The 20,001-nt window shown below is 71.6% G+C and carries 21 protein-coding genes; 12 read left to right on the plus strand and 9 right to left on the minus strand.

The genetic code is table 11. The annotated features are described in order from the left end of the window. The coding region (locus ACF1G2_RS34670; protein WP_391802140.1) for an Hsp70 family protein at nt 1-1,111 on the minus strand (1,111 nt) is incomplete at its 3' end. A gap of 109 nt (nt 1,112-1,220) precedes the next feature. On the opposite strand from ACF1G2_RS34670, the gene ACF1G2_RS34675 reads away from it, so the two are divergent. Continuing rightward, nucleotides 1,221-1,592 (plus strand): hypothetical protein, encoded by a 372-nt coding sequence (locus tag ACF1G2_RS34675; protein ID WP_391802141.1) that lies wholly within the window; start codon nt 1,221-1,223, stop codon nt 1,590-1,592. Between the two features lie 50 nt (nt 1,593-1,642). Here ACF1G2_RS34675 and ACF1G2_RS34680 read toward each other — a convergent pair whose 3' ends face one another. Further along, nucleotides 1,643-1,846: a cold-shock protein gene (locus ACF1G2_RS34680; RefSeq protein ID WP_352192870.1), complete on the minus strand. Its 204-nt coding sequence runs from the start codon at nt 1,844-1,846 to the stop codon at nt 1,643-1,645. A 78-nt stretch (nt 1,847-1,924) separates the two neighbouring features. Between ACF1G2_RS34680 and ACF1G2_RS34685 the strand changes: the two genes are divergently transcribed. After that, nucleotides 1,925-2,509, plus strand: coding sequence for a nucleosidase (locus ACF1G2_RS34685; RefSeq protein ID WP_391802142.1), 585 nt, complete (start codon nt 1,925-1,927; stop codon nt 2,507-2,509). Here the strand turns inward: ACF1G2_RS34685 and ACF1G2_RS34690 are convergent. Further along, complete coding sequence (locus ACF1G2_RS34690) at nt 2,506-3,522, minus strand: GlxA family transcriptional regulator (RefSeq protein ID WP_391802143.1); 1,017 nt, start codon at nt 3,520-3,522, stop codon at nt 2,506-2,508. The genes ACF1G2_RS34685 and ACF1G2_RS34690 overlap by 4 nt on opposite strands. A gap of 52 nt (nt 3,523-3,574) precedes the next feature. Between ACF1G2_RS34690 and ACF1G2_RS34695 the strand changes: the two genes are divergently transcribed. Beyond that, the gene (locus ACF1G2_RS34695) at nt 3,575-3,988 is read left to right on the plus strand and encodes a cupin domain-containing protein (protein ID WP_391802144.1); all 414 of its coding nucleotides are present in this window, start codon (nt 3,575-3,577) and stop codon (nt 3,986-3,988) included. An 80-nt stretch (nt 3,989-4,068) separates the two neighbouring features. Here the strand turns inward: ACF1G2_RS34695 and ACF1G2_RS34700 are convergent, their stop codons facing one another. From ACF1G2_RS34700 to ACF1G2_RS34710, 3 genes are all read right to left on the minus strand, one after another. Beyond that, nucleotides 4,069-5,172 (minus strand): PP2C family protein-serine/threonine phosphatase, encoded by a 1,104-nt coding sequence (locus ACF1G2_RS34700; RefSeq protein ID WP_391802145.1) that lies wholly within the window; start codon nt 5,170-5,172, stop codon nt 4,069-4,071. Between the two features lie 89 nt (nt 5,173-5,261). Then, nucleotides 5,262-6,704: an MFS transporter gene (locus ACF1G2_RS34705; RefSeq protein WP_391802146.1), complete on the minus strand. Its 1,443-nt coding sequence runs from the start codon at nt 6,702-6,704 to the stop codon at nt 5,262-5,264. Nucleotides 6,705-6,718: 14 nt separating this feature from the next. Continuing rightward, nucleotides 6,719-7,324 (minus strand): TetR/AcrR family transcriptional regulator, encoded by a 606-nt coding sequence (locus ACF1G2_RS34710; protein WP_391802147.1) that lies wholly within the window; start codon nt 7,322-7,324, stop codon nt 6,719-6,721. Nucleotides 7,325-7,633: 309 nt separating this feature from the next. Between ACF1G2_RS34710 and ACF1G2_RS34715 the strand changes: the two genes are divergently transcribed. Next, a complete protein-coding gene (locus ACF1G2_RS34715; protein ID WP_391802148.1) occupies nt 7,634-8,218 on the plus strand; it encodes a TMEM165/GDT1 family protein in 585 nt (194 codons plus the stop codon). Nucleotides 8,219-8,344: 126 nt separating this feature from the next. Here the strand turns inward: ACF1G2_RS34715 and ACF1G2_RS34720 are convergent, their stop codons facing one another. Next, nucleotides 8,345-8,686 (minus strand): DUF5713 family protein, encoded by a 342-nt coding sequence (locus tag ACF1G2_RS34720; protein WP_391802149.1) that lies wholly within the window; start codon nt 8,684-8,686, stop codon nt 8,345-8,347. A gap of 150 nt (nt 8,687-8,836) precedes the next feature. On the opposite strand from ACF1G2_RS34720, the gene ACF1G2_RS34725 reads away from it, so the two are divergent. Together ACF1G2_RS34725 and ACF1G2_RS34730 are read left to right on the plus strand one after the other, a co-directional pair. Beyond that, nucleotides 8,837-10,153 (plus strand): amidohydrolase, encoded by a 1,317-nt coding sequence (locus ACF1G2_RS34725; RefSeq protein ID WP_391802150.1) that lies wholly within the window; start codon nt 8,837-8,839, stop codon nt 10,151-10,153. A 137-nt stretch (nt 10,154-10,290) separates the two neighbouring features. After that, nucleotides 10,291-10,608 (plus strand): cupin, encoded by a 318-nt coding sequence (locus ACF1G2_RS34730; protein WP_391802151.1) that lies wholly within the window; start codon nt 10,291-10,293, stop codon nt 10,606-10,608. A 46-nt stretch (nt 10,609-10,654) separates the two neighbouring features. Here the strand turns inward: ACF1G2_RS34730 and ACF1G2_RS34735 are convergent, their stop codons facing one another. Beyond that, nucleotides 10,655-11,206, minus strand: a complete 552-nt coding sequence (locus ACF1G2_RS34735) for a tetratricopeptide repeat protein (protein ID WP_391802152.1) — start codon at nt 11,204-11,206, stop codon at nt 10,655-10,657. 180 nt (nt 11,207-11,386) lie between these two features. Between ACF1G2_RS34735 and ACF1G2_RS34740 the strand changes: the two genes are divergently transcribed. From ACF1G2_RS34740 to ACF1G2_RS34760, 5 genes are all read left to right on the plus strand, one after another. Further along, nucleotides 11,387-12,994, plus strand: coding sequence for a poly(3-hydroxybutyrate) depolymerase (locus ACF1G2_RS34740; RefSeq protein ID WP_391802153.1), 1,608 nt, complete (start codon nt 11,387-11,389; stop codon nt 12,992-12,994). Between the two features lie 112 nt (nt 12,995-13,106). Beyond that, entirely contained in the window at nt 13,107-13,673 is a 567-nt protein-coding gene (locus tag ACF1G2_RS34745; protein ID WP_391802154.1) for a Chromate resistance protein ChrB, read from the plus strand. An 80-nt stretch (nt 13,674-13,753) separates the two neighbouring features. Next, complete coding sequence (locus tag ACF1G2_RS34750) at nt 13,754-14,902, plus strand: MFS transporter (protein ID WP_391802188.1); 1,149 nt, start codon at nt 13,754-13,756, stop codon at nt 14,900-14,902. Between the two features lie 266 nt (nt 14,903-15,168). Then, nucleotides 15,169-17,667 carry an ATP-dependent Clp protease ATP-binding subunit gene (locus ACF1G2_RS34755; protein WP_391802155.1) on the plus strand — a complete coding sequence of 833 codons (2,499 nt, stop codon included), beginning with the start codon at nt 15,169-15,171 and terminating at the stop codon, nt 17,665-17,667. A gap of 98 nt (nt 17,668-17,765) precedes the next feature. Next, nucleotides 17,766-18,257 (plus strand): SRPBCC family protein, encoded by a 492-nt coding sequence (locus tag ACF1G2_RS34760; RefSeq protein ID WP_391802189.1) that lies wholly within the window; start codon nt 17,766-17,768, stop codon nt 18,255-18,257. A gap of 29 nt (nt 18,258-18,286) precedes the next feature. Here the strand turns inward: ACF1G2_RS34760 and ACF1G2_RS34765 are convergent, their stop codons facing one another. After that, the gene (locus tag ACF1G2_RS34765) at nt 18,287-19,081 is read right to left on the minus strand and encodes an ArsR/SmtB family transcription factor (RefSeq protein WP_391802156.1); all 795 of its coding nucleotides are present in this window, start codon (nt 19,079-19,081) and stop codon (nt 18,287-18,289) included. A gap of 340 nt (nt 19,082-19,421) precedes the next feature. Between ACF1G2_RS34765 and ACF1G2_RS34770 the strand changes: the two genes are divergently transcribed. Further along, complete coding sequence (locus ACF1G2_RS34770; RefSeq protein WP_391802157.1) at nt 19,422-19,991, plus strand: PadR family transcriptional regulator; 570 nt, start codon at nt 19,422-19,424, stop codon at nt 19,989-19,991. Nucleotides 19,992-20,001: the final 10 nt, after the last annotated feature.

Raw genomic sequence — 20,001 nt, forward strand, 5'->3', positions numbered from 1 at the left:
TCACGTCCAGAAGCAGGACGTCCTTGACCTCACCCTTCAGCACACCGGCCTGCAGGGCGGCGCCGATGGCCACGACCTCGTCCGGGTTCACACCCCTGTGCGGGTTCTTGCCCGTCAACTCCCGTACCAGCTCGGACACCGCGGGCATGCGCGTCGAGCCGCCCACGAGGATCACGTGGTCGACGTCGGGCACGTCGATCCCGGCATCGCGTACCGCCTGGTGGAACGGCGCCTTGCAGCGCTCCAGAAGGTCGGCGGTCAGCTGCTCGAACTGAGCACGCGTCAGCCGCTGCTCCAGGTGCAGCGGGCCCTCGGCGGACGCCGTCACGTACGGCAGGTTGATCGCCGTCTCCGTCGCCGCGGACAGTTCGATCTTCGCCTTCTCGGCGGCCTCGCGCAGACGCTGGACGGCCATCTTGTCCTTGGTCAGGTCCACCCCGTACCCGTTCTCGAACTCCTTGGCCAGGTGGTCCACGATCCGCTGGTCCCAGTCGTCACCGCCGAGGTGGGTGTCGCCGTTGGTCGCCTTCACCTCCACGAGCCCTTCGCCGATCTCCAGCAGGGAGACGTCGAAGGTGCCGCCGCCGAGGTCGAAGACGAGGATCGTCTGGTCGTCCTCCTTGTCGAGGCCGTAGGCGAGCGCCGCGGACGTCGGCTCGTTGATGATCCGCAGCACGTTCAGCCCGGCGATCTCGCCCGCCTCCTTCGTGGCCGTGCGCTGGGCGTCGTTGAAGTACGCGGGCACCGTGACGACCGCGTCCGTGACGTCCTCGCCCAGATACGCCTCCGCGTCGCGCTTCAGCTTCTGCAGGACACGGGCCGAGATCTCCTGCGCCGTGTACCTGCGGCCGTCGATCCCGCCGCTCTCGGGGAAACGCCACCGTGCGTCGCCGACATGCCGTTTCACCGAACGCGCGGTCCGCTCGACGTTGGTCACCGCCTGCCTCTTCGCGACGTCGCCGACCAGCACCTCGCCCGTCTTCGCGAAGGCGACCACGGACGGCGTCGTCCGGCCACCCTCGGTGTTCGTGACGACCGTCGGCTCGCCTCCTTCGAGGACGGAGACCACCGAGTTCGTCGTTCCGAGGTCGATACCGACTGCGCGTGACATGTCCCTCTCCTCAGCCCGTCGTCCCTGTCTGGCACCTACCCGCACACGGCCCGATCATGGAGGGAGATGTCCTGATTCGGTCGAGGTCCAAAACGGTCGGTGAGGTGCGATGGCGCGGGTCACGGTGGACGACGCCGGGTATGTCGTCGTCCGGCTCTCCTCGCGCGAGAAGCTGGCCGCGCGCCGCCGCGACGTGCGGGTGCCGGTCGGCGCCCTGCGGGAGGTACGGATCGAGCCCGACTGGTGGCGCGCGCTGCGCGGAGGCCGCGGCCGCGGGCTGTGGATACCCGACCGGATCTGCGTCGGGATCCGCGTCCTGCCGGACGGCCTGGACTTCGTGGCGGTGAAACCGGGCACTCCGGTGGTCTGCGTCGAGCTGCGCCGGGACGCCCCCTTCGGCCGGCTGGCCGTCTCCGATCCCGATCCGGAGCGGGCGGTACGGGAACTCGCCCCGCACGTCCCCACGGACCTGCTGAGATGAGGGCCGCCGCGAGGTGGCGGCTCGAAGCTGGCCAGGCGGTTCTGCCGGATTCAGGCGGGACTGACGTTCTCGGCCTGGGGCCCCTTGGGACCCTGCACGACGGTGAACTCGACCTTCTGCCCCTCGGTGAGTTCGCGATAGCCGGTGGTGGCGATGGCCGAGTAGTGGACGAAGACGTCCGGGCCTCCGCCGTCCTGCTCGATGAAGCCGAAGCCCTTCTCGGCGTTGAACCACTTCACTGTTCCGGTTGCCATGGTGATCTCCTCGGCACGGGCGAACACCTCCATCCTCCCTCGGCGCGGGCCGGAAGTCCCGGCGGGTAGCGTGGCGCCATGGAACTCATCGGAGACATCACCGCCGACCGGCCCCTGCTCGTCCTTGCCGTCAAGGAAGAGGCTCAGTTCCTCGACACGGATCTGCCGATCCTGCTCACCGGCATGGGCAAGGTGAACGCGGCGTCCTCGCTCGGCACCGTCCTGGGCCGCGGCCCGCGCCCGTCGGGCGTCGTCAACCTGGGGACCGCCGGGGCGCTGCGGCCGGGGTGGACGGGTACGCACGTGGTGGGCACGGTGATCCAGCACGATCTCGACGGGGAGCTGCTCGCGACCCTGACCGGTGAGACGTACGGGGCGCCGCTCAGCCTGCCGGACGGCGGCGACGTGGCGCTTGCGACCGGCGACGCCTTCATCTCGGACGAGGCCGCCCGCGCCCGGCTCGCGGCCCGTGCTCCGCTGGTCGACATGGAGGGCTACGCCCTCGCGAGCGCGGCGGTCCTTGCCGGGGTGCCGATCCGGATCGTCAAGCATGTCAGCGACGAGGCCGGCGACGGAGCGGCGAGGACCTGGCGGGAGTCGGTCGCGGAGTGCGCCCGAGCACTTGCGCGGTGGGCGGCGGAGAACACCCCGTACCACTCCTAGGAGATCGCCGCCCCCGGAGCCGGCTGCGCGGACACGGACGTGGCCGGGCCGAAGCGCCGGCGGTACGCGGACGGGGAGAGCCCCGTCTCGCGGTTCATCAGGGCGCGCAGATGGGCGGCGGTGCCCAGCCCGCTGGCGCGGGCGACGACGTCGAACCGGGACTCACCGCGCTCGATCAGCCGACAGGCGAGTGTCACCCGCTCGCGCGTGAGCCAGGCGAGCGGGGTGGTGCCGAGCTGCGCGCGGAACCTGCGGTGCAGTGTCGCCGGGCTGACCGCCGCCCGGGCGGCCAGGTCGGTCACGGTGAGTGGGGAGCCGAGACGCTCCTGCGCCCAGGCCAGGAGCGGGGCAAGGGACTCGTCGGGGGTCTCGGGGACCGGCCGCTCGATGAACTGCCGCTGGCCGCCGTCCCGGTGGGCGGCGAAGACGAGCCGGCGGCTGACCGCGTTGGCGGCCTCGGCGCCGTGGTCGCGGCGGACGACATGGAGCCCGAGGTCGAGGGCCGCGGCGCTGCCGGCGGCGGTGAGGATGTCGCCGTCGTCGACGAACAGGACGTCCGGTTCGAGGTGTACGGAGGGGAAGCGGGCGCGGAAGCGGTCGGCCCACTGCCAGTGGGCGGTGGCCCGCCGGCCGTCGAGGACCCCTGCCTCCGCGAGGGTGAACGCGCCACTGCAGAAGCCGATCAGGCGGGCGCCGCGCGTGTGGGCGCGGCGGACGGCGTCGAGTACGGCGGGTCTGCGGGGCACCTCGACGTCGGGTCGGTTGGGAACGATGAGCGTGTCCGCGGTGTCGGCGGTCTCGAGCCCTGCGACACCGCTGAGCGTGAAGAAGCCGTCGCGCATGAGGGTCTCCGGCTCGGGCGAGCAGAGCCGGAAGTCGTACAGGTCGCGGCCGAGTTCGGGGCGGCGCAGGCCGAAGACCTCGGTCGCACAGCCCAGTTCGAAGGGGTTGGAGTTGGCGTCGACGATGACGACGACACGGTGCGTCCCGGCGTGCGAGGATCCTTGCGACATATGCTATTTCTAGCACTCACGCTCGGTGACCGTCACGGGCCAGGATGGCTCCATGAGCAGGAAAACCGCTGATGACAGCGCTCCGATCGCCCTTGCCACCGCCTTCGCGTCCTTCGAGGAGCTGTGGAGCCCGCGCATCGTGACGCGGGTGAACGACTACGACGTGCGCGTGGCCAAGGTCGCGGGCGAGCACGTGTGGCACGCCCACGACGACACGGACGAGTTCTTCCTGGTCGTCGAGGGAGAGCTGCACATCTCGTTGCGCGAGGACGGCGCGGAGCGGACGGTCGCCCTCCCCCGGGGCTCGGTCTTCACCGTCCCCAAGGGTGTGGAGCACCGCCCGTACGCCCCCGCCGGCGCGTCGATCCTGATGTTCGAGCCCACCGGGACCCTCTCGGTGGGCGACCGCCACGAGCAGATCCCCGACCACGTGGACGCGACGACGGGCCACGCTTTGGACGCGTGAGTCCCCGGCCGCTTCCACACGGTGCTGTACGAGTCGGTACCCGAGGGCCCGGAGGCTTGAGGGCGCGACAGGGTGAGGGGCTAGGGCTGCCGTACGACGAGCACGGCGGCGACGTCGTCGTCGACACCGTGGTCCGCGTAGGCCGTCAGCTCGTCGTGGAGCAGGGTGGGAACACGCGCGCCCGGTTCCTCCACCCAGTGACGCATCCGCTCCTCCAGAGGGTAGAAGGTGCCCTCCCGGTCGCGGGTCTCGCTCACTCCGTCGGTGTAGAGCAGCAACCGGTCCCCCGGCACGAAGGGGACCTCCTCCACGTGGTGGCCGGAGTCGAGCAGGCCGGACAGGTTGACCGGCAGGGACGGGTCGGAGAACGGGACCGGCCGCACGTCGGCGCCGTGCTGGAGGAGCGGGGCCGGGTGCCCGCAGCTGAGGAGGCGCGCGACGGCCTCGCCGTCGGGGATCTCGACGAGGACGACGGTGGCGAAGCGTTCGGCCGCGTCGGAGTCGGGGTCCCATGCCGAGTAACGGCCGAGGCCCTCCTCCAGGCGGTCGGCGAGGGCCGGAAGGTCGGGCGCCCCGTCGACCGCGGCACGGAAGGAGCCGAGCAGGACGGACGCGGTCTCCACGGCGCCCAGCCCCTTCCCCTGGACGTCTCCCAGCATGATCCGTACTCCCCCGGGCACGTGTACGGCCTCGTAGAAGTCGCCTCCGATCCGGGCCTTGGCCGCGGCGGCGACGTACAGCAGGTGGAGGTCGACGGGTCCGAGCCGCGGCGGCAGGGGGCGGAGCACGACCCGCTGGACGACCTCGGCGACGGCGGTCACCTCGCGCAGGTCCCGCTCGTAGCGGAGCCGGGCCCGGCTGACATACGCGGCGGCCACGGTCACCAACGCCAGCGCGACCATATTGGCCGCGATGACGGGGAAGAAGGGGTCCTCGCTGGTCACCCCGAGCAGCGCGCTCAGGGCCATCGCGACCACGCCGATGAGGACGGTTCCCCGGACGCTCCACGTCACGGCGGCGAGCGCGGGGGCGGCGCCGAGCAGCCGGTCGTAGCGTTCCTCGTTCGCCGCCAGGAGGTCGGCGACCACCGTCACGGCCATGACCAGCACCGGCAGGACCCGGCCGATGACGATCTGCTTGCGCGGCCGCTTCCTGGGGCCGCCACGGTGAGTACCAGAGGGCATTTCGTGATCGTACGGAGCGGTGGTGGTGCGGCCCGGGTGCCCGCGCCGCGCTGGCGTGTCCGGACCGGACACGCCGGCGCGGCGAAGGCTCAGCCTGAGGTGGAGACCGAGGTGGACGGTGAGGCTGAGGTCGAGGTCGAGACTCGCCGCCCGGGCAGCCCGAAAGCGGCGGCGGCGCCGAGCGCCGCGAGACCGGTCAGCACGAGCAGCGCGGTCCTCATCGCCGGTACGAAGCCCGAGGCCGGGTCCAGCGTCATCAGCAGGGTCGCGGCGGCGACGCCGAGCGCGGGGCCGACGTTCATGGCGGTCTGCTGGAGTCCGCCCGCGACTCCGGCGTCGGCCACCGGAGCCTCGTGCACGACGACGGCGGTGGCGGTGGCCATGACCGTGCCGAACCCGGCGCCCAGCAGCCCGAAGCAGACACCCGTCGTCGCCGCGGTGGCGGACTCGTCGAGCCGGGAGAGCAGGAGCACACCGGCGGCGAGCAGGGCTGCGCCCCCGACGGTCGTACGGCGAGGACCGAACCGCCGTTGCAGCAGGGCCGAGGCGGGCGCGCCGAGCACCATGAGGACCGCGAGGGGCAGCACCCACAGGCCGGTCGACAGGGGGTCCAGTCCGCGGACGTCCTGGAGGAAGTAGGTCGCGACGAACAGCGCCCCGAACAGGACGGCCGAGGTGGCGAGCAGCGTGGCGAGGCCCGCCACGACGGGCCGGGACCTCAGGAGGGCGGCGGGCAGGAGAGGCCGGGCCGTACGCCTCTCGTGCCGGGCGAAGGCCGCTCCCGCCGCGACGGCTCCGCCGAGAGCGAGGCCCGTCGGCGTCGTCCAGCCCGCTTCCGACACCGCGACGAGCACGTGGACCAGACAGGCGAGCGTCACCGCGAGCAGGACGGCACCTGGCAGGTCGAGCGCGGACCGGGAGCCTGCTGCCGTCTTCACCGGACCGCCGTGCCGGTCGCCCGGACCCGCCGGGCCGCCCTCGGGGGCCGGCGAAGGGTCCGTCGGACGGGTGACGGCTGCCAGGACTCCGATCGCCAGCGCGGGGATCGCCGTCACGGCGAAGACCGCGCGCCATCCGTAGGCCGCGACGAGGGCGCCGCCGACGAGCGGGCCCAAGGCCGCCGCGAGGCCGATCGCGCTCATGCGCAGAGCGATGGGCATGGCGAGCCGGTCGGGCGGGAAGGCCGCCCGGAGCATGCCCAGGGTGGCAGGCTGCAGCAGTGCGCCGAACACGCCCTGGAGGACCCGCAGGGCGATCACCCAGCCGATCCCCGGCGCCAGGGCGATCGCCGCGGAGGTGGCGGCGAAGCCGAGCGTGCCGAAGGCGAAGAGCCGCCGGTGGCCGTACGCGTCTCCCAGCCGGCCCGCGAAGACGAGGAGGCTCGCGACCGCGACGAGGTATCCGGTGCTGGTCCACTGGACCTCGGCGAAGTCCGCGTGCAGATCGCGCTGGAGCGTGGGCTGGGCGATGGTGAGCAGGGTGCCGTCGAGGGCGACGACGGCGGCGCCCACGACGCTGCAGGCGAGGGTCACCCACCGTTGGCGTATCACCGGTCCCGCCCCGCGGGGCCGAGGTGCGCGTCGAGGACGGCCCGGAGCAGCGGCTCGACGTCGTCGGTGCGCGCGGCGAGCTGGAGGCTGCCCCAGGCCCAGAGCTGGGCGATGCCGTGGAGGTTCGCCCAGAGCGCGGCCGCGACGACGGCCGGCCCCGGGACGGCCGCGTCGGGACGGGCGCGGTCGACGAGCCCTCCGAGGAGGTCGAACAGCGGCAGGCTCGTCTCGCGCAGCCCGAGGCGGCCGCTCTCCAGCAGGTCGTGCCGGAACATCAGCTCGTACATGCCGCGCCGGGTCAGCGCGAAGTCGAGGTGGACGCGGGCGAGGGCGTCGAGCTGGGCACGCGCCCCGTCGCGGGTCTCCGCCTCCGCCCCCACGGTGGTGGTGATCCGTCCCGCGAGCTCGGCGAAGCCCTCGCGGGCGATGGCCGACAGCAGGTCGAGGTGGGTCGGGAAGTACCGGCGTGGCGCCCCGTGGGAGACGCCGGCGCGCCGGGCGATCTCGCGGAGGGACAGCGCCTGTGCGCCTTCCGTGTGCACCAGGTCGACGCCGGCCTCGATCAGTCGGCCGCGTAGCCCGGCCTCGGTCTCGTCGTTCATAGACACTGTCTACCAGGAGGTAGTAGACAGTGTCTACCGAGCTGCCGACCCAAGATCGAGAGCGCGCTCCGCTACACTGTTCGACAGCGAAGGGGAGTAGCCCTGCGAACCGGTCGTCGACACACTGGAGCCCTCGGGTTCCCGGTGGCCGGGTCTGTGCGACAGCGCGGACGGGCGAGACCTTCGGCCAGGCATTCGCCATGTCCATCCTGTGGGCGTGGTCCGTCATGCCGGGCCGAGTGGTTCTTCCCGTCGCCCAGCGTGGTGCCGTGCGGATCCCGGGCCCGGATCGAACAGAGAGCCCCCGGTATGCACCTCGACCCCTTGGCGATCCTCACCGCCTTCGGGCTGATCTTCCTCGCCGAGCTGCCCGACAAGACGATGTTCGCGTCCCTCGCCATGGGCACGCGCATGCGTCCGCTGTACGTCTGGTTCGGCACGTCGACCGCGTTCATCGCGCATGTCGCCATCGCCGTGGGCGCCGGCAGCCTCATCGGGCTGCTGCCCGACTGGACCGTGAAGCTGATCTCTGCCCTGCTGTTCGCCTTCGGCGCCTTCATGCTGCTGCGCGGCGGGGGCGACGACGAGGACGACGAGGCGGGCGGCAAGGCGGTGACCGGCTTCTGGCCGGTCTACTCGACCGCGTTCATGGCCGTCTTCATCAGCGAGTGGGGCGACCTGACACAGATCACCACGGCCAGCCTCGCCGCCACCAACGGCACCTGGTCCACGGCGATCGGCTCCGCCGCGGCCCTGATGAGCGTCTCGGCCCTCGCCCTGATCGCGGGCCGCTTCATCGCCAAGCGTGTGCCGCTGAAGACGGTCCAGCGGATCGGCGGTCTGTGCATGGCGGCGCTGGCGATCTGGTCGCTGACCGAGATCTTCGTCGGCTGACCTGGCACCCGTCCCGGCCGGCCGACTTCGGCCGGCCTGACACCCGCCCCGACCTGACACCCCGCCCCGGCCGGCCGCCTTCCGGCCGGGGCGGGCTGCGCCGCCCGGGCGCCGCGTTCGTCGCCGTCACCACTCGCGCGCGGCCACCAGCTCCTCCACGTCGGCGTCCGCGAAACCGTACGCCGTGGCCACGAACCAGAAGTTCTCGGCGATCTCCTCGCGCGCGACGGTCTCGATCTCGCTCCCCGCCTCGTCGAAGTCCGCCTCCAGCGCGTTGAACTCCTCGGTGGCCACCTCCGTGAGCGCGTACAGCCCGGTGAGGTCGGCCGGCTGCTCCGCCTCGATCCGCGCGCAGAGCCTCAGCAGGATGTCCCGCCCCTTGTCGACGACGTGGTCCGGGTAGTACCCGTCCTCGTACAGCGCCTTGAGAAAGGCGTACCCCGCCACCTGCTCGTTCGTGATCGTCATGTGTGTCCCTTCCCCGCATGATCACCGGACGTTCCCCATCGTGCATCACGCCACTGACAACGCCACCTCGGTCGGAGCCGGTTCGTTCCATGGGCGCGGCAGGACCGCAGTGGCACCCTGAAGGGACGGTCCGACGACGAGGGGTGGCCCTTGAGCACCGATCCGATCCATCAGGAGCTGGACCAGCGCGCCGAGAAGACGGCCGCTCAGGTCGTCGCGTGGCGGCACCATCTGCATCGGCACCCGGAGCTCTCCAACCGCGAGGCCGGCACCGCCCGGCTGATCGCCGGTCATCTCCGCTCCCTGGAGCTGGACGAGGTCCGTACGGGCATCGCCGGGCACGGGGTCGTCGGCGTGCTGCACGGTGGCGGCGGCACAGGCGGAAGATCGGCGGCCGGAGGCGGGCGGGCCGGGCGCGTGGTGGCGCTGCGCGCCGACATCGACGCGCTGCCCGTCGAGGACCTGTGCGGTGAGGACTTCGACTCACGGGCCGTCGACACCGACTACCCCGGAGGCCCTTTCCCCGTCTCGCACGCCTGCGGACACGACTGCCACACCGCGATGCTCATGGGGGCCGCCACCGTGCTCGCCGGCGTACGCGACCGGCTGCCCGGGACCGTGCTGTTCGTCTTCCAGCCCGCCGAGGAGGGCCCGCCGGTCACCGAGCGCGGCGGTGCGCGGGCGATGCTCGACGCGGGCGCGTGCGACGACCCGGTGCCGACGATGACGTTCGGGATGCACGTCACGCCGTACCCCAAGGGGTACGTGGGGTACCGGGTGGGCAACCAGTACGGCGCCTCCACCCTGGTGAAGATCGTGGTCACCGGCAAGCAGGTCCACGGCTCCACACCCTGGCAGGGTGTCGACCCGATGCCCGCGGTGGGCGCGGTGCTCACCGGCATCGGTCAGCTCTACCGGCAGGTCTCGGCGTTCGACCCGGTCACGGTCTCCATCGGCCACATCGAGGACGTCGGCCGGTTCAACATCATCGGTCAGACCGTCACCCTGTGGGGCACGGTCCGCTGCGCGGTCGAGTCGGACATGGCTGAGGTGCAGCGGCGACTCGCCACGCTCGCCGAGCACTCGGCCGCCGCGTACGGAGCCACGGCGGCGGTCGAGTACCTGCAGCCGGTCCCGCCCGTGCACAACAACGCGGAGTGGGTCGCGGCGGGGCTTCCGACGATCCGCCGGGTGGTCGGCGAGGAGCGGACGGTCGAGACCGGGGCGACGCTCGGGTACGACGACGTGTCCGAGTTCGTGAACCGCTTCGGCGGCCTGTACGTGATGCTGGGCGTCCAGGACGCCTCACTGGACGCCGACGGCCGCCCGGTCCCGCTGCCGGGCGGACGCGGCCTGGTCACCAACCACAATCCGCACTTCTACGCCGACGACGACACCCTCGTCACCGGCGTCCGGCTGCACGCGCACATGGCGTACGACCATCTGACCGGCGCACTGACCCCCTAGGGGATGTCTCGTCGATCAGGCCAGACCCCGCGAGCCCGGCATGATCGGCGAGACACCCCCCTAGGGCGTGTTGCGGAAGTCCCGAGTTGCGCCACGCGTGACAGGCGAGAGGCTGGAACTGGAACCAGGGAGAGACGATGAGTGACCTCGCAGCCCTCGCCGACGAGCATCTGGCCGCCGCGCGCACCGCGCCGCACGAGCGGAGCGCCCAGGTCGTGATGCACGACGGCGTGCTCCGGCAGAGTGTGATCGCCCTGCTGGCGGGCGCTTCACTCGACGAGCACACCGCGCCGCCCGCGGCGAGTCTGCAGGTGCTGCGGGGGCGGGTGAAGCTTACGGCGGCGGAGTGGTCGGAGGAGCTGGGCACGGGGGAGCTGAAGATCATCCCCAAGGAGCGGCACGGACTCACCGCTCTGGAGGACGCGGTGGTCCTGCTGACCGCCGTCATGGACTGATCCCGATCCCATCCCCATCCCCATCCCGAGCCCCGCGCCCCAGCGCTCAGAGGGTCTCGTCCAGGTCCTCGGCGTAGTGCTCGATGGCCGGGCGGTACCGGCGTACGCCGGGGTCCTCGCTCGTGGCCGCGACCAGGCGCAGCAGCAGACGCGTCGATTCGTGGTGCTCGCCGGTGTTGTACAGGGCCATCGCCAGGAAGGCGCGCAAGGCGCCGTCGTCCGGGAACTGCTCGACGCCTCCGCGCAGGGTGGCGACGGCCTCCTCGTACCGGCCGAGGACGCGGAAGGTGCTGCCCAGGCCGAGCAGCGCGCCCCTGCGGTCATTCTCCGAGAGCCCCGCGCCGGTCGTCGCCTTCAGCGCACGCTCGTAGTAGGGCACGGCCTCGGCCTCCAGGCCGAGCACGTCGTGCGCCCAGGCTGTCTGGTAGGCCACCTCGGCGTCGTCGGGGTGGCGCGCGGCGAGCGCCACCAGGCGGTCCCGCGCCTCCTCCTGACGGCCCTGCTCACGCAGTCCGACCGCGGCGGTCAGCAGGGCGTCCCGTTCGGGGCCGGAGCGGGAGTCGTTCGCGGTGCCTTCGTCGTTCAGGGAGTCGCTCATGATGGCATCGTCGCAGGTCGACCACGCGCGTGTGGTGGCGGCTGCCAGATGACGGAACGCCATACTCCTGCCTGCCGGTTGTGGCGCCCGGGCCCATAGAAGGCCCCCGTCGCCCGCCCCTAATCTCCCGGCCACCACCCCGACATGCCGATGGCATGACCGAGCCGCCCGGGAGATCCCATGCGCCCACCCCGTACCCCCCGCCCGCGCGGGCCACGCCGGCTGGCAGCCCTGCTGCTGTGCGCCGTCGCGACCCTGTTCCCGTCCGTGACACCCGCCCTGGCCGCGGCCCCCACACCCGTCCCCGGTGAGCTGCTGCCGTACGACATCGACGCCGTCTACAGCTCGGGCATCTCGTCGGGCGGCTACATGGCCACACAGCTCCATGTGGCGTACTCGGGCACGTTCAGCGGCTCGGCGGTGTTCGCCTCGGGTCCCTACGACTGTGCCCAGAACACGCTCGCCACCGCCCTCAACGCCTGTATGAACACCGTCCAGGACCTCCAGCTCGCACAGCTGGAGCAGACCACCCGGAACTGGTCGGCGCAGGGACTCGTCGACCCGGTCGCGAACCTCGCGGGCGATCCGGTGTACGTGTTCAGCGGATCGGGCGACTCGACCGTGAAGCGGCCGGTGGCGGACGCGCTCGCCGACTACTACGGGCGGTTCGGCGCGCGCGTCCAGTACAACCGGAGCACGGCGGCCGGTCACGCCTGGATCAGTCCGCTCGGCCCCAACTCCTGCACGGTCACGCAGAGTCCGTTCATCAACAACTGCGGCTTCGACGCCGAGCGTGATCTCCTCGGCCACCTGCGTGGCTCCGTGGCGCCGCCCGGCACGACCCCCGGCGGCACGCTGATCCGGTTCGACCAGAACGCCTACGCCCCGGGCGGATCCGCCACGGCGCTGTCGCTCGACGACAACGGCTTCGTGTACGTGCCGAAGTCCTGTTCCGAGGGTGCGTCCTGCTCCTTGATGGTGGCGCTGCACGGCTGCAAGCAGGGTTACGGATACCAGGGCTTCGGAACCCAGTTCGTGGACAAGGCGTATCTCAACGAGTACGCCGACACCAACGACATGATCGTGCTCTATCCGCAGGCCAGGGCGACGACCACGCTCGAGAACCCCAACGGCTGCTGGAACTGGTGGGGTTATCTCGGCGACTCCGACTACGCCCGGCACGGGGGCGACCAGATCGAGACGATCATGGCCATGGTCCGGGCGCTGCGCGGCTCCACTCCCCCGCCCGTGGCCGACCGGGTGACGCTGCCGAGCCTCGATGCTCAGGACGGTTACGTGAAGGCCTCGGCCGACGGCACGGGGGCGGCGGTGGGCACGCTGGAGGACACCTACGGGCTCGCGCTCGGCCGTGGCACGGACGCCAAGGTGAACCGGACGCTGCTCTCCTTCGACACGTCGAGGATCCCGGCGGGCAAGGAGATCACACGCGCGTACCTGTCGGTGGTGCGCAGCAGCGGTGCGGGCGACCCCTGGACCTCCCCGGTCGGCAACCGGCTGCTCGCGGACGTGACGACAGGCTGCTTCGGCGGCTGCGCCGTGGAGCCGTCGGACTGGTCGGCGCCCGCGACCGTTCCGGGCGGGGCGCAGGTCGCGGCGTTCTCCTCGGGCTCCGCGACCTCCACGGACCTGTCGGCCCAGGCCCTCGCGGCGCTCGGCCGCAGCGGTACGACGCAGGTCCGGCTGCGGTTCGAGTCGGCCCCGACCTCGAACGCGTACCTCTTCGTGAACAGGGACACGCCGGTGACCCTGACGGTCGAGTACCGCTGACCGGCCCGAAGACGAACGGCCCCCGCGGATCGATCCCCGGGGGCCGTTCCGCTGTGCCGAACCCTCACCAAGCCGTACCGGGCTTGATGTAACGCCTGCTACATTTCAATGCGTGACGCGAGATGATGCGCAGATACGGTGGCTGATCCTGGTCCTCAAAGTGCCCGCCGATCCTTCTCGGCACCGCGTGGCCGTCTGGCGCGAGCTGCGCAAGGCGGGTGCTCTCTCCCTGGGGCAGGGCGTCTGGGCCGTACCGGACGTGCCGGCCTTCGCCGACGGTGTGGCGCGCGCGATCGAGCTGACGGACACGGGCGGCGGGCAGGCCGTGACTCTGCAGGCCGCCGGGCGCTCGCCGGAGGACGCGTCGGGTTTTGAAGCGATGTTCACCGCCGCCCGCAGCGCCGACTGGGTCGAGTTCCTGGCCGACTGCGGGAAGTTCGAGCAGGAGATCGCCAAGGAGATCCGCAACGAGAAGTTCACGCTCGCCGAGCTCGAGGAGGAGGAGCAGAGCCTGGAGCGGCTGCGCCGCTGGCACCGGGACCTGACGGCACGCGATGTCTTCGGGGCCCCCGAGGCGCGCGAGGCGGGCGACCGCCTCAAGGTGTGCGCGGCGGTCTGCGAGGACTTCGCCGAGCGCGTCTTCGCCACTCTGCACGGCGGTCAGGAGGGGCGGGCATGAGCGGGACACTCCCGTCCCCCGGCACACCTCCGGCATCCACCGGAGCCGCCGGCAGTGGGGCCGCCGCGCCGAAGCGGTCCATGTGGCCGCTGTACGCGGCCGGGTTCACCACCGCGTTCGGCGCCCACGGCATCGCCGCCAACCTCGGCGGCTTCTCCGACGACGCCGTCACGTCCCTGCTCGTCCTCGGCGGACTCCTCGCGCTGTACGACGGCGCCGAGGTCGTCCTCAAGCCGGTCTTCGGATCCCTGGCCGACCGGATCGGTGCGAAGCCGGTCCTGCTCGGCGGTCTGCTCTTCTTCTCCGCCGCCTCCGCCCTGTACGCCGTCGCCGACAGCCCCGGCTGGCTCTGGGCCGCCCGGCTCGGCCAGGGCGCCGCCGCCTCCGCGTTCTCCCCTTCGGCCTCCGCGCTCGTCGCCCGTCTCAACCCGGCCGCCAAACGGGGCCGGGCGTTCGGCAGTTACGGCTTCTACAAGTCCATCGGCTACACCCTCGGGCCGCTCCTCGGCGGACTTCTGGTCTGGGCCGGCGGGCTGCGACTGCTGTTCGCGGTCATGGCGGTGCTCGCCGCGGCGGTCGCGCTGTGGGCCCTGCTCGCCGTACCGGCCGTACCGCCGCTGCCCAAGCAGCGGCAGACCCTGGCCGATCTGGCCCGGCGTCTGGCCGACCGCTCGTTCCTCGCCCCCACCGCCGCCCTGGCCGCCGCCACGGCCGCACTGTCGGTCGGCGTCGGCTTCCTGCCCGTCTCCGGCGCCGTGGCCGGGCTCGGCACCGTGGCCACCGGCGCGGCCGTCTCCGTCCTGGCCGCGTGCGCCGCCGTCGTCCAGCCGTACGCCGGACGCGCCCTGGACGCAGGCCGCCTGACGACGCGTAACGGTCTCGCCGTGGGGCTCGCGACCACCGCCGCCGGCCTGCTCTGCGCGACGCTGCCCGGCCTGGCCGGCGTCCTCGGCGCGGCGGTCCTCATCGGTGCGGGCACCGGGCTGATCACGCCGCTCGGCTTCACGGCCCTCGCTACCAGCACGCCCGAGGAGCGCATGGGCCAGACCATGGGGTCGGCCGAGCTCGGCCGCGAGCTCGGCGATGCCGGAGGGCCCCTGCTGGTGGCCGCCGTCGCCACCGTCTCCACCCTGACGTACGGCTTCGCGGCCCTCGCCGTACTCCTGGCCGTCGGCCCGCTGCTCACCCTGGCCTCGCTGCGACGCCGGAAGGCCGAGACGCCGCTCTGAGCGACGGGGCACCTACCTGGATTCCCCGCGGCGCCACGCGCATCGGGTGGGGCACCCCGGTCGCCGGTTCGCACGGCTCACCCGATCGGCGGACCGGGTGGGCCGAGGCCTCGTTCTCGGCGCGGACCGCCGAAGGCGAGAGCCGGGGCGGCGGGTGCCCGTCTCCGCCGCGCCGCGCGGCTACGGCTCGGCAGGTGGTGTCGGCCGGCGGCTGGTCCAGTGGTAGGGAGTACTGCCCGGACGTCGACGCACCTGGACGGCACCACATGACCATGTCCCCTTTCGGTTCCCTCGGTGGATCGGATCCGTTCAACGAGCTTCTCAACCGCTTCTTCGGCATGTCGCCGGCCGCCTCTCCCCCGGCCGTGCAGCGCGTTCCGATCGGCAGACTCCTGACGGACTCCGCGCGGGACCTGATCGGCCGGGCCACCGTCCGCGCCTCCCAGGACGGCAGCGCCGACCTGGACACCGAGCATCTGCTCTGGGCCTGCACCCAGATCGACCCGGCGCGCTCCCTGCTCGCCCAAGCGGGCGCCGATCCCGACCAGCTGGCCACCTCGATCGCCGGCGCGCTGCCCGGCGAGAGCGGCATCCCGTCGGCGGAACCCGGACTCACCCCGTCGGCCAAACGCGTCCTGCTGCGGGCATACGAGCGCTCCCAGGCTTCGGGGGTCTCGTACATCGGCCCCGAGCACATCCTGGGCGCACTCCTCGACGACCCGCACTCGGCTGCGGCGAGACTGCTGACGGCGTACGGGACGGATGTCGACGGACTGCGGTCGACCGCCGAGCGCGCGGTACGGCCCGACGGCGCCGCCACGCCACGGCCGGAGAGCAGGACTCCCACGCTCGACGAGTACGGCCGGGACCTGACGGAGGAGGCGCGGGCGGGAAAGCTCGACCCCGTGGTGGGGCGGGCCGAGGAGATCGAGCAGACCGTCGAGATCCTCTCCCGCCGCTCGAAGAACAACCCGGTGCTGATCGGCGAGCCGGGCGTGGGCAAGACCGCGATCGTGGAAGGGCTCGCCCAGCGCATCGTGGCGGGCGAGGTCCCGAAGACGCTGGAGGACAAGCGGGTCATCGCCCTGGACCTGTCCGGTCTTGTCGCCGGCGCGCAGTACCGCGGCCAGTTCGAGGAACGGCTGAAGAACGTCATCGACGAGGTGAAGGCCGACGCCGCCTCGACCGTCCTCTTCATCGACGAACTGCACACCGTGGTCGGCGCGGGCGCCGCGGGCGAGGGTGCCATGGACGCGGGCAACATGCTCAAGCCCGCGCTGGCACGGGGTGAACTGCATGTGGTCGGCGCCACGACGATCGAGGAGTACCGCCGGTACGTGGAGAAGGACGCCGCCCTGGAACGGCGCTTCCAGCCCGTGCTGATCCCGGAGCCGTCGGTCGAGGAGACCGTCCAGATCCTGCAAGGGCTGCGGGACTCCTACGAGGCCCACCACCAGGTCCGTTACAGCGATGCCGCGCTCGTGGGCGCCGCCGAGCTCTCCGATCGCTATGTCACCGACCGCTTCCTGCCCGACAAGGCGATCGATCTGATGGACCAGACCGGCGCCCGGGTGCGGCTGCGCTCACTGGGCAAGTCGACCGAGGTGGTCGACCGCGAGGACCGGCTGGCGAAGCTGCGCCGTGAGAAGGACGAGGCCGTGGCTGCCGAGGACTTCGAGAAGGCCAACGGGCACAAGAACGAGATCGCGCGGCTGGAGGCCGAACTGGCCGGGCTCGAGGAGCGGCGCGAGGGCGTGATGGAGGTGACGGTCGACGACATCGCGGAGGTGCTGTCGCGCCGTACCGGCATCCCCGTGGCCCAGATGACCCAGAGCGAGAAGGAGAAGCTCCTCAAGCTGGAGGACGCCCTGCACAGCCGGGTGGTCGGCCAGGACGAGGCGGTCACGGCGATCGCGCAGGCCGTGCGGCGCAACCGGGCGGGCATGGGCGACCCGAACCGTCCGGTCGGCTCCTTCCTGTTCCTCGGCCCGACCGGTGTCGGCAAGACCGAACTCGCGAAGGCGCTGGCGGAGCTGCTGTTCGGCGACGAGACGCGGATGGTCCGCTTCGACATGAGCGAGTTCCAGGAGAAGCACACGGTCTCCCGACTCGTCGGTGCGCCGCCCGGCTACGTCGGCCACGAGGAGGCGGGCCAGCTCACCGAGAAGGTGCGCCGCCGGCCGTACAGCGTCCTGCTCTTCGACGAGGTGGAGAAGGCCCACCCTGACGTCTTCAACACCCTGCTCCAGGTCCTGGACGACGGGCGGCTGACGGACTCGCAGGGCCGGACGGTCGACTTCCGTCACTGCGTGGTCATCATGACGTCGAACATCGGCGCCCAGCGGATCCTGGCCCACCACGGCGACGTCTCGGAGATCCGCGACGATCTGAGGCAGGATCTGCGCGGCCACTTCACGCCGGAGTTCCTCAACCGCATCGACGAGACGATCATCTTCCACGGTCTGGGCGAGGACGATCTCGGGGACATCCTCGCCCTCCTGCTGCGCCAGAGCGAGCGCCGGGTCCGTGCGCAGGGGCTGGAGCTCGAGGTGACCCAGGCGGCGAAGAAGCTGCTCGTCGCGCACGGGTACCAGCCGGAGTTCGGCGCGCGGCCGCTGCGCCGCACGATCCAGACGGAACTGGACAACCGGATCGCCGACCTGATCCTGGGCGGTGAGGCGGACCCGGGCGACACGATCGTCGCGGACGTCGTGAACGACGCGCTGGTGTGCCAGGTGCAGCACCAGGAAGCCGCCACGCGCTGACGCCCCTCGAACCCCGCGGGGCCTGAAGCGTGTTGTCCTCGGCTTCAGGCCCCGCGGCCATGAGGTCCTATACCCAGCAGGAAAGAGTGATGCGCCCCATGAAATACACCGTCTCCATGGAGATCGCCCTGCCGCGGGAGAAGGTGGCCCAGTTGCTCGCCGACCCGGCACACCTGCCGAATTGGCTGCGGGGGCTCGTGGCGCACGAGCCGCTGAGTGGGGAGCACGGGCAGCTCGGCACCACGTCGCGGGTCGTGATGCAGATGGACCGGCGGAAGATGGAGTGCACCGAGACCATCACACGCCGGGAGCCGGCTGACCTGCGCGAGATCCCGAGAACGAGCGTCGTTCGCTTCGACCGCGAGATCGTCGGCGAGGGAATGTGGAGCGCGGTGCGCGACCGGCTGACCGAGTCCGGCCCGGGGACGACGCTCTGGGAGAGCGAGAACGAATACCGGTTCAGCGGCTTCATGATGAAACTGGTGGCGCTTCTGATGCCCGGTGCCTTCCGCAAGCAGTCGCAACAGCACATGCGGGACTTCAAGGCGTTCGCCGAGCAGGGAAAGGACGTCCGCGAAGCGACGGACTGATCTGCCGTGACGCCGGGCGGCGGGACGGTTCAGCGCGGGGGTTCCGGGAGTTCCTCGCCCGTCTCGAGCAGGGACTTGAGGCTGGAGATCAGAGCCGGCCATCCCTCGCCGATCATGCCGCGCATGGTGCCGCCGGGCTCCAGGTCGTCGTGGACGACGGTGAGCTTGACCATGTCGCCGGCCGGTTCGATGTCGAAGGTGACCTTCGAGCGGCGCTCCTTGGCGAGCTTGGCGTACACCTCGTCGCCGATCCCGACCGCTTCGGCCCACTCGGGTGTGAAGGTGTGCCAGGTGTAGGAGAGGCGGCGGCCGGGGTCGGCGGCGAGGACGACCTGCTCGGGGTCGCTCGTCCTGCGGCCGCCCTCGTCCCAGACCATCGGGGATCCGGCGGTCCAGGTCGTCTCGAAGGCGACACCCCAGTAGCGCCGGGTGAAGTCCGGGTCGGTGAGCGCCTGCCAGAGCTCGTCGGGCGTGGTGCGGATGTAGGTGGTGTAGACGAACGCGTTGCTGTCCATCGGGCTCTGCTCCAATGCTGACTTCAGGTCGGCGAGCGCGCTGACGCGCTCGCGGGCGTACCGGCTGATCCAGCGGTCCCCGATGGCGTGGATCGGAGCGGCGTTCAGGTAGTGCAGCTTCTCCCGCCCGCGCCGCACCGTGACCACCAGCCCAGCCGCCTCCAGGAGCGCCAAGTGCTTGCTGACGGACTGCCGTGCCATGTCCAGGCCCGCGCAGAGTTCGCGCAGGGTCTGGCCGTTGCGGGCGTTCAGGCTGTCGAGCAGCCGTCGCCGACTGGCATCGGACAGCGCCTTGAACACCTCGTCCATCGCCCCACCTCAACATGCAGCCATTTGACTGCCTCTACGATAGGCAGCCAATCAGCTGCATGTCAAAGGCCGACCACGCCGCAGGGCCGCCACCACCAGTCCTTCCACCTCCTCCGCGGAGACTTTCCCGTAAGACCAGGATTTCGCGGAGTTCGGGGTCCCGCACGCTCTCGACGGGCAGACGTGGCGAGCGCAGGCGTCGGACCGGTCCGCTCGGCAGGGCCGAACGGGTGCGGCACCCCGACCGTGCCCCGCCGCGCCCCGCGGAACCCACCGCACCGCCCCAACCTGTCGAATCGACGCGAAACCACCTGGTCAACCGGGCTGCTAGCGTGTCCGGATGTCCCTGAAGCACGCGGTCCTCGCGGCCCTCCTGGAGGGCGAGGCGTCCGGATACGACCTGGCCAAGATCTTCGACGTGTCCGTGGCCAACTTCTGGGCCGCCACGCCCCAGCAGCTCTACCGCGAGCTCGACCGGCTCTCCGAGGCCGGACTGATCGCCGCACGTGTCGTGGAACAGGAACGGCGCCCCAACAAGCGCATGTTCTCCCTCACCGATGCGGGCCGGCAGGACCTCATGGCGTACACGGCCCAGCCGCCGCGTCCGACCGCGATCCGGGACGAGTTGATGGTCCAGGTGCAGGCCTGCGACGAGGGCGACACCGAGGCGGTACGCGGCTTCGTCCAGGAGCGGATGGAGTGGGCCCGGGGCAAGCTCGCCCGGTGGGAGCGGCTGCGGGAGTGGATGCTCGCCGGCCGTGACGAGGCCACGTACCTGAGCGAGGCCGAGCGGATCGGGCCGTATCTCACGCTGATGCGGGGCCGCTACCTCGAAGAGGAGAACCTGCGCTGGGGCGAGCAGGTACTCGCGATTCTGGACCGGCGGCTCGCCGCGCGGCAGCGGGCCTGAGACTCGTCCG

Source organism: Streptomyces sp. NPDC013457 (assembly GCF_043089925.1).
GTDB lineage: Bacteria > Actinomycetota > Actinomycetes > Streptomycetales > Streptomycetaceae > Streptomyces.

What these genes read in the sequence shown, in the direction of transcription:
- ACF1G2_RS34755 (WP_391802155.1), top strand. Translation starts at nt 15,169, where the DNA reads ATGACCATGTCCCCTTTCGGTTCCCTCGGTGGATCGGATCCGTTCAAC.
- ACF1G2_RS34690 (WP_391802143.1), bottom strand. Translation starts at nt 3,522, where the DNA reads ATGTCGCAAGGATCCTCGCACGCCGGGACGCACCGTGTCGTCGTCATC.
- ACF1G2_RS34740 (WP_391802153.1), top strand. Translation starts at nt 11,387, where the DNA reads ATGCGCCCACCCCGTACCCCCCGCCCGCGCGGGCCACGCCGGCTGGCA.
- ACF1G2_RS34685 (WP_391802142.1), top strand. Translation starts at nt 1,925, where the DNA reads ATGGAACTCATCGGAGACATCACCGCCGACCGGCCCCTGCTCGTCCTT.
- ACF1G2_RS34750 (WP_391802188.1), top strand. Translation starts at nt 13,754, where the DNA reads ATGTGGCCGCTGTACGCGGCCGGGTTCACCACCGCGTTCGGCGCCCAC.
- ACF1G2_RS34760 (WP_391802189.1), top strand. Translation starts at nt 17,766, where the DNA reads ATGAAATACACCGTCTCCATGGAGATCGCCCTGCCGCGGGAGAAGGTG.
- ACF1G2_RS34675 (WP_391802141.1), top strand. Translation starts at nt 1,221, where the DNA reads ATGGCGCGGGTCACGGTGGACGACGCCGGGTATGTCGTCGTCCGGCTC.
- ACF1G2_RS34735 (WP_391802152.1), bottom strand. Translation starts at nt 11,206, where the DNA reads ATGAGCGACTCCCTGAACGACGAAGGCACCGCGAACGACTCCCGCTCC.
- ACF1G2_RS34695 (WP_391802144.1), top strand. Translation starts at nt 3,575, where the DNA reads ATGAGCAGGAAAACCGCTGATGACAGCGCTCCGATCGCCCTTGCCACC.
- ACF1G2_RS34770 (WP_391802157.1), top strand. Translation starts at nt 19,422, where the DNA reads ATGTCCCTGAAGCACGCGGTCCTCGCGGCCCTCCTGGAGGGCGAGGCG.
- ACF1G2_RS34730 (WP_391802151.1), top strand. Translation starts at nt 10,291, where the DNA reads ATGAGTGACCTCGCAGCCCTCGCCGACGAGCATCTGGCCGCCGCGCGC.
- ACF1G2_RS34715 (WP_391802148.1), top strand. Translation starts at nt 7,634, where the DNA reads ATGCACCTCGACCCCTTGGCGATCCTCACCGCCTTCGGGCTGATCTTC.
- ACF1G2_RS34765 (WP_391802156.1), bottom strand. Translation starts at nt 19,081, where the DNA reads ATGGACGAGGTGTTCAAGGCGCTGTCCGATGCCAGTCGGCGACGGCTG.
- ACF1G2_RS34700 (WP_391802145.1), bottom strand. Translation starts at nt 5,172, where the DNA reads ATGCCCTCTGGTACTCACCGTGGCGGCCCCAGGAAGCGGCCGCGCAAG.
- ACF1G2_RS34710 (WP_391802147.1), bottom strand. Translation starts at nt 7,324, where the DNA reads ATGAACGACGAGACCGAGGCCGGGCTACGCGGCCGACTGATCGAGGCC.
- ACF1G2_RS34720 (WP_391802149.1), bottom strand. Translation starts at nt 8,686, where the DNA reads ATGACGATCACGAACGAGCAGGTGGCGGGGTACGCCTTTCTCAAGGCG.
- ACF1G2_RS34680 (WP_352192870.1), bottom strand. Translation starts at nt 1,846, where the DNA reads ATGGCAACCGGAACAGTGAAGTGGTTCAACGCCGAGAAGGGCTTCGGC.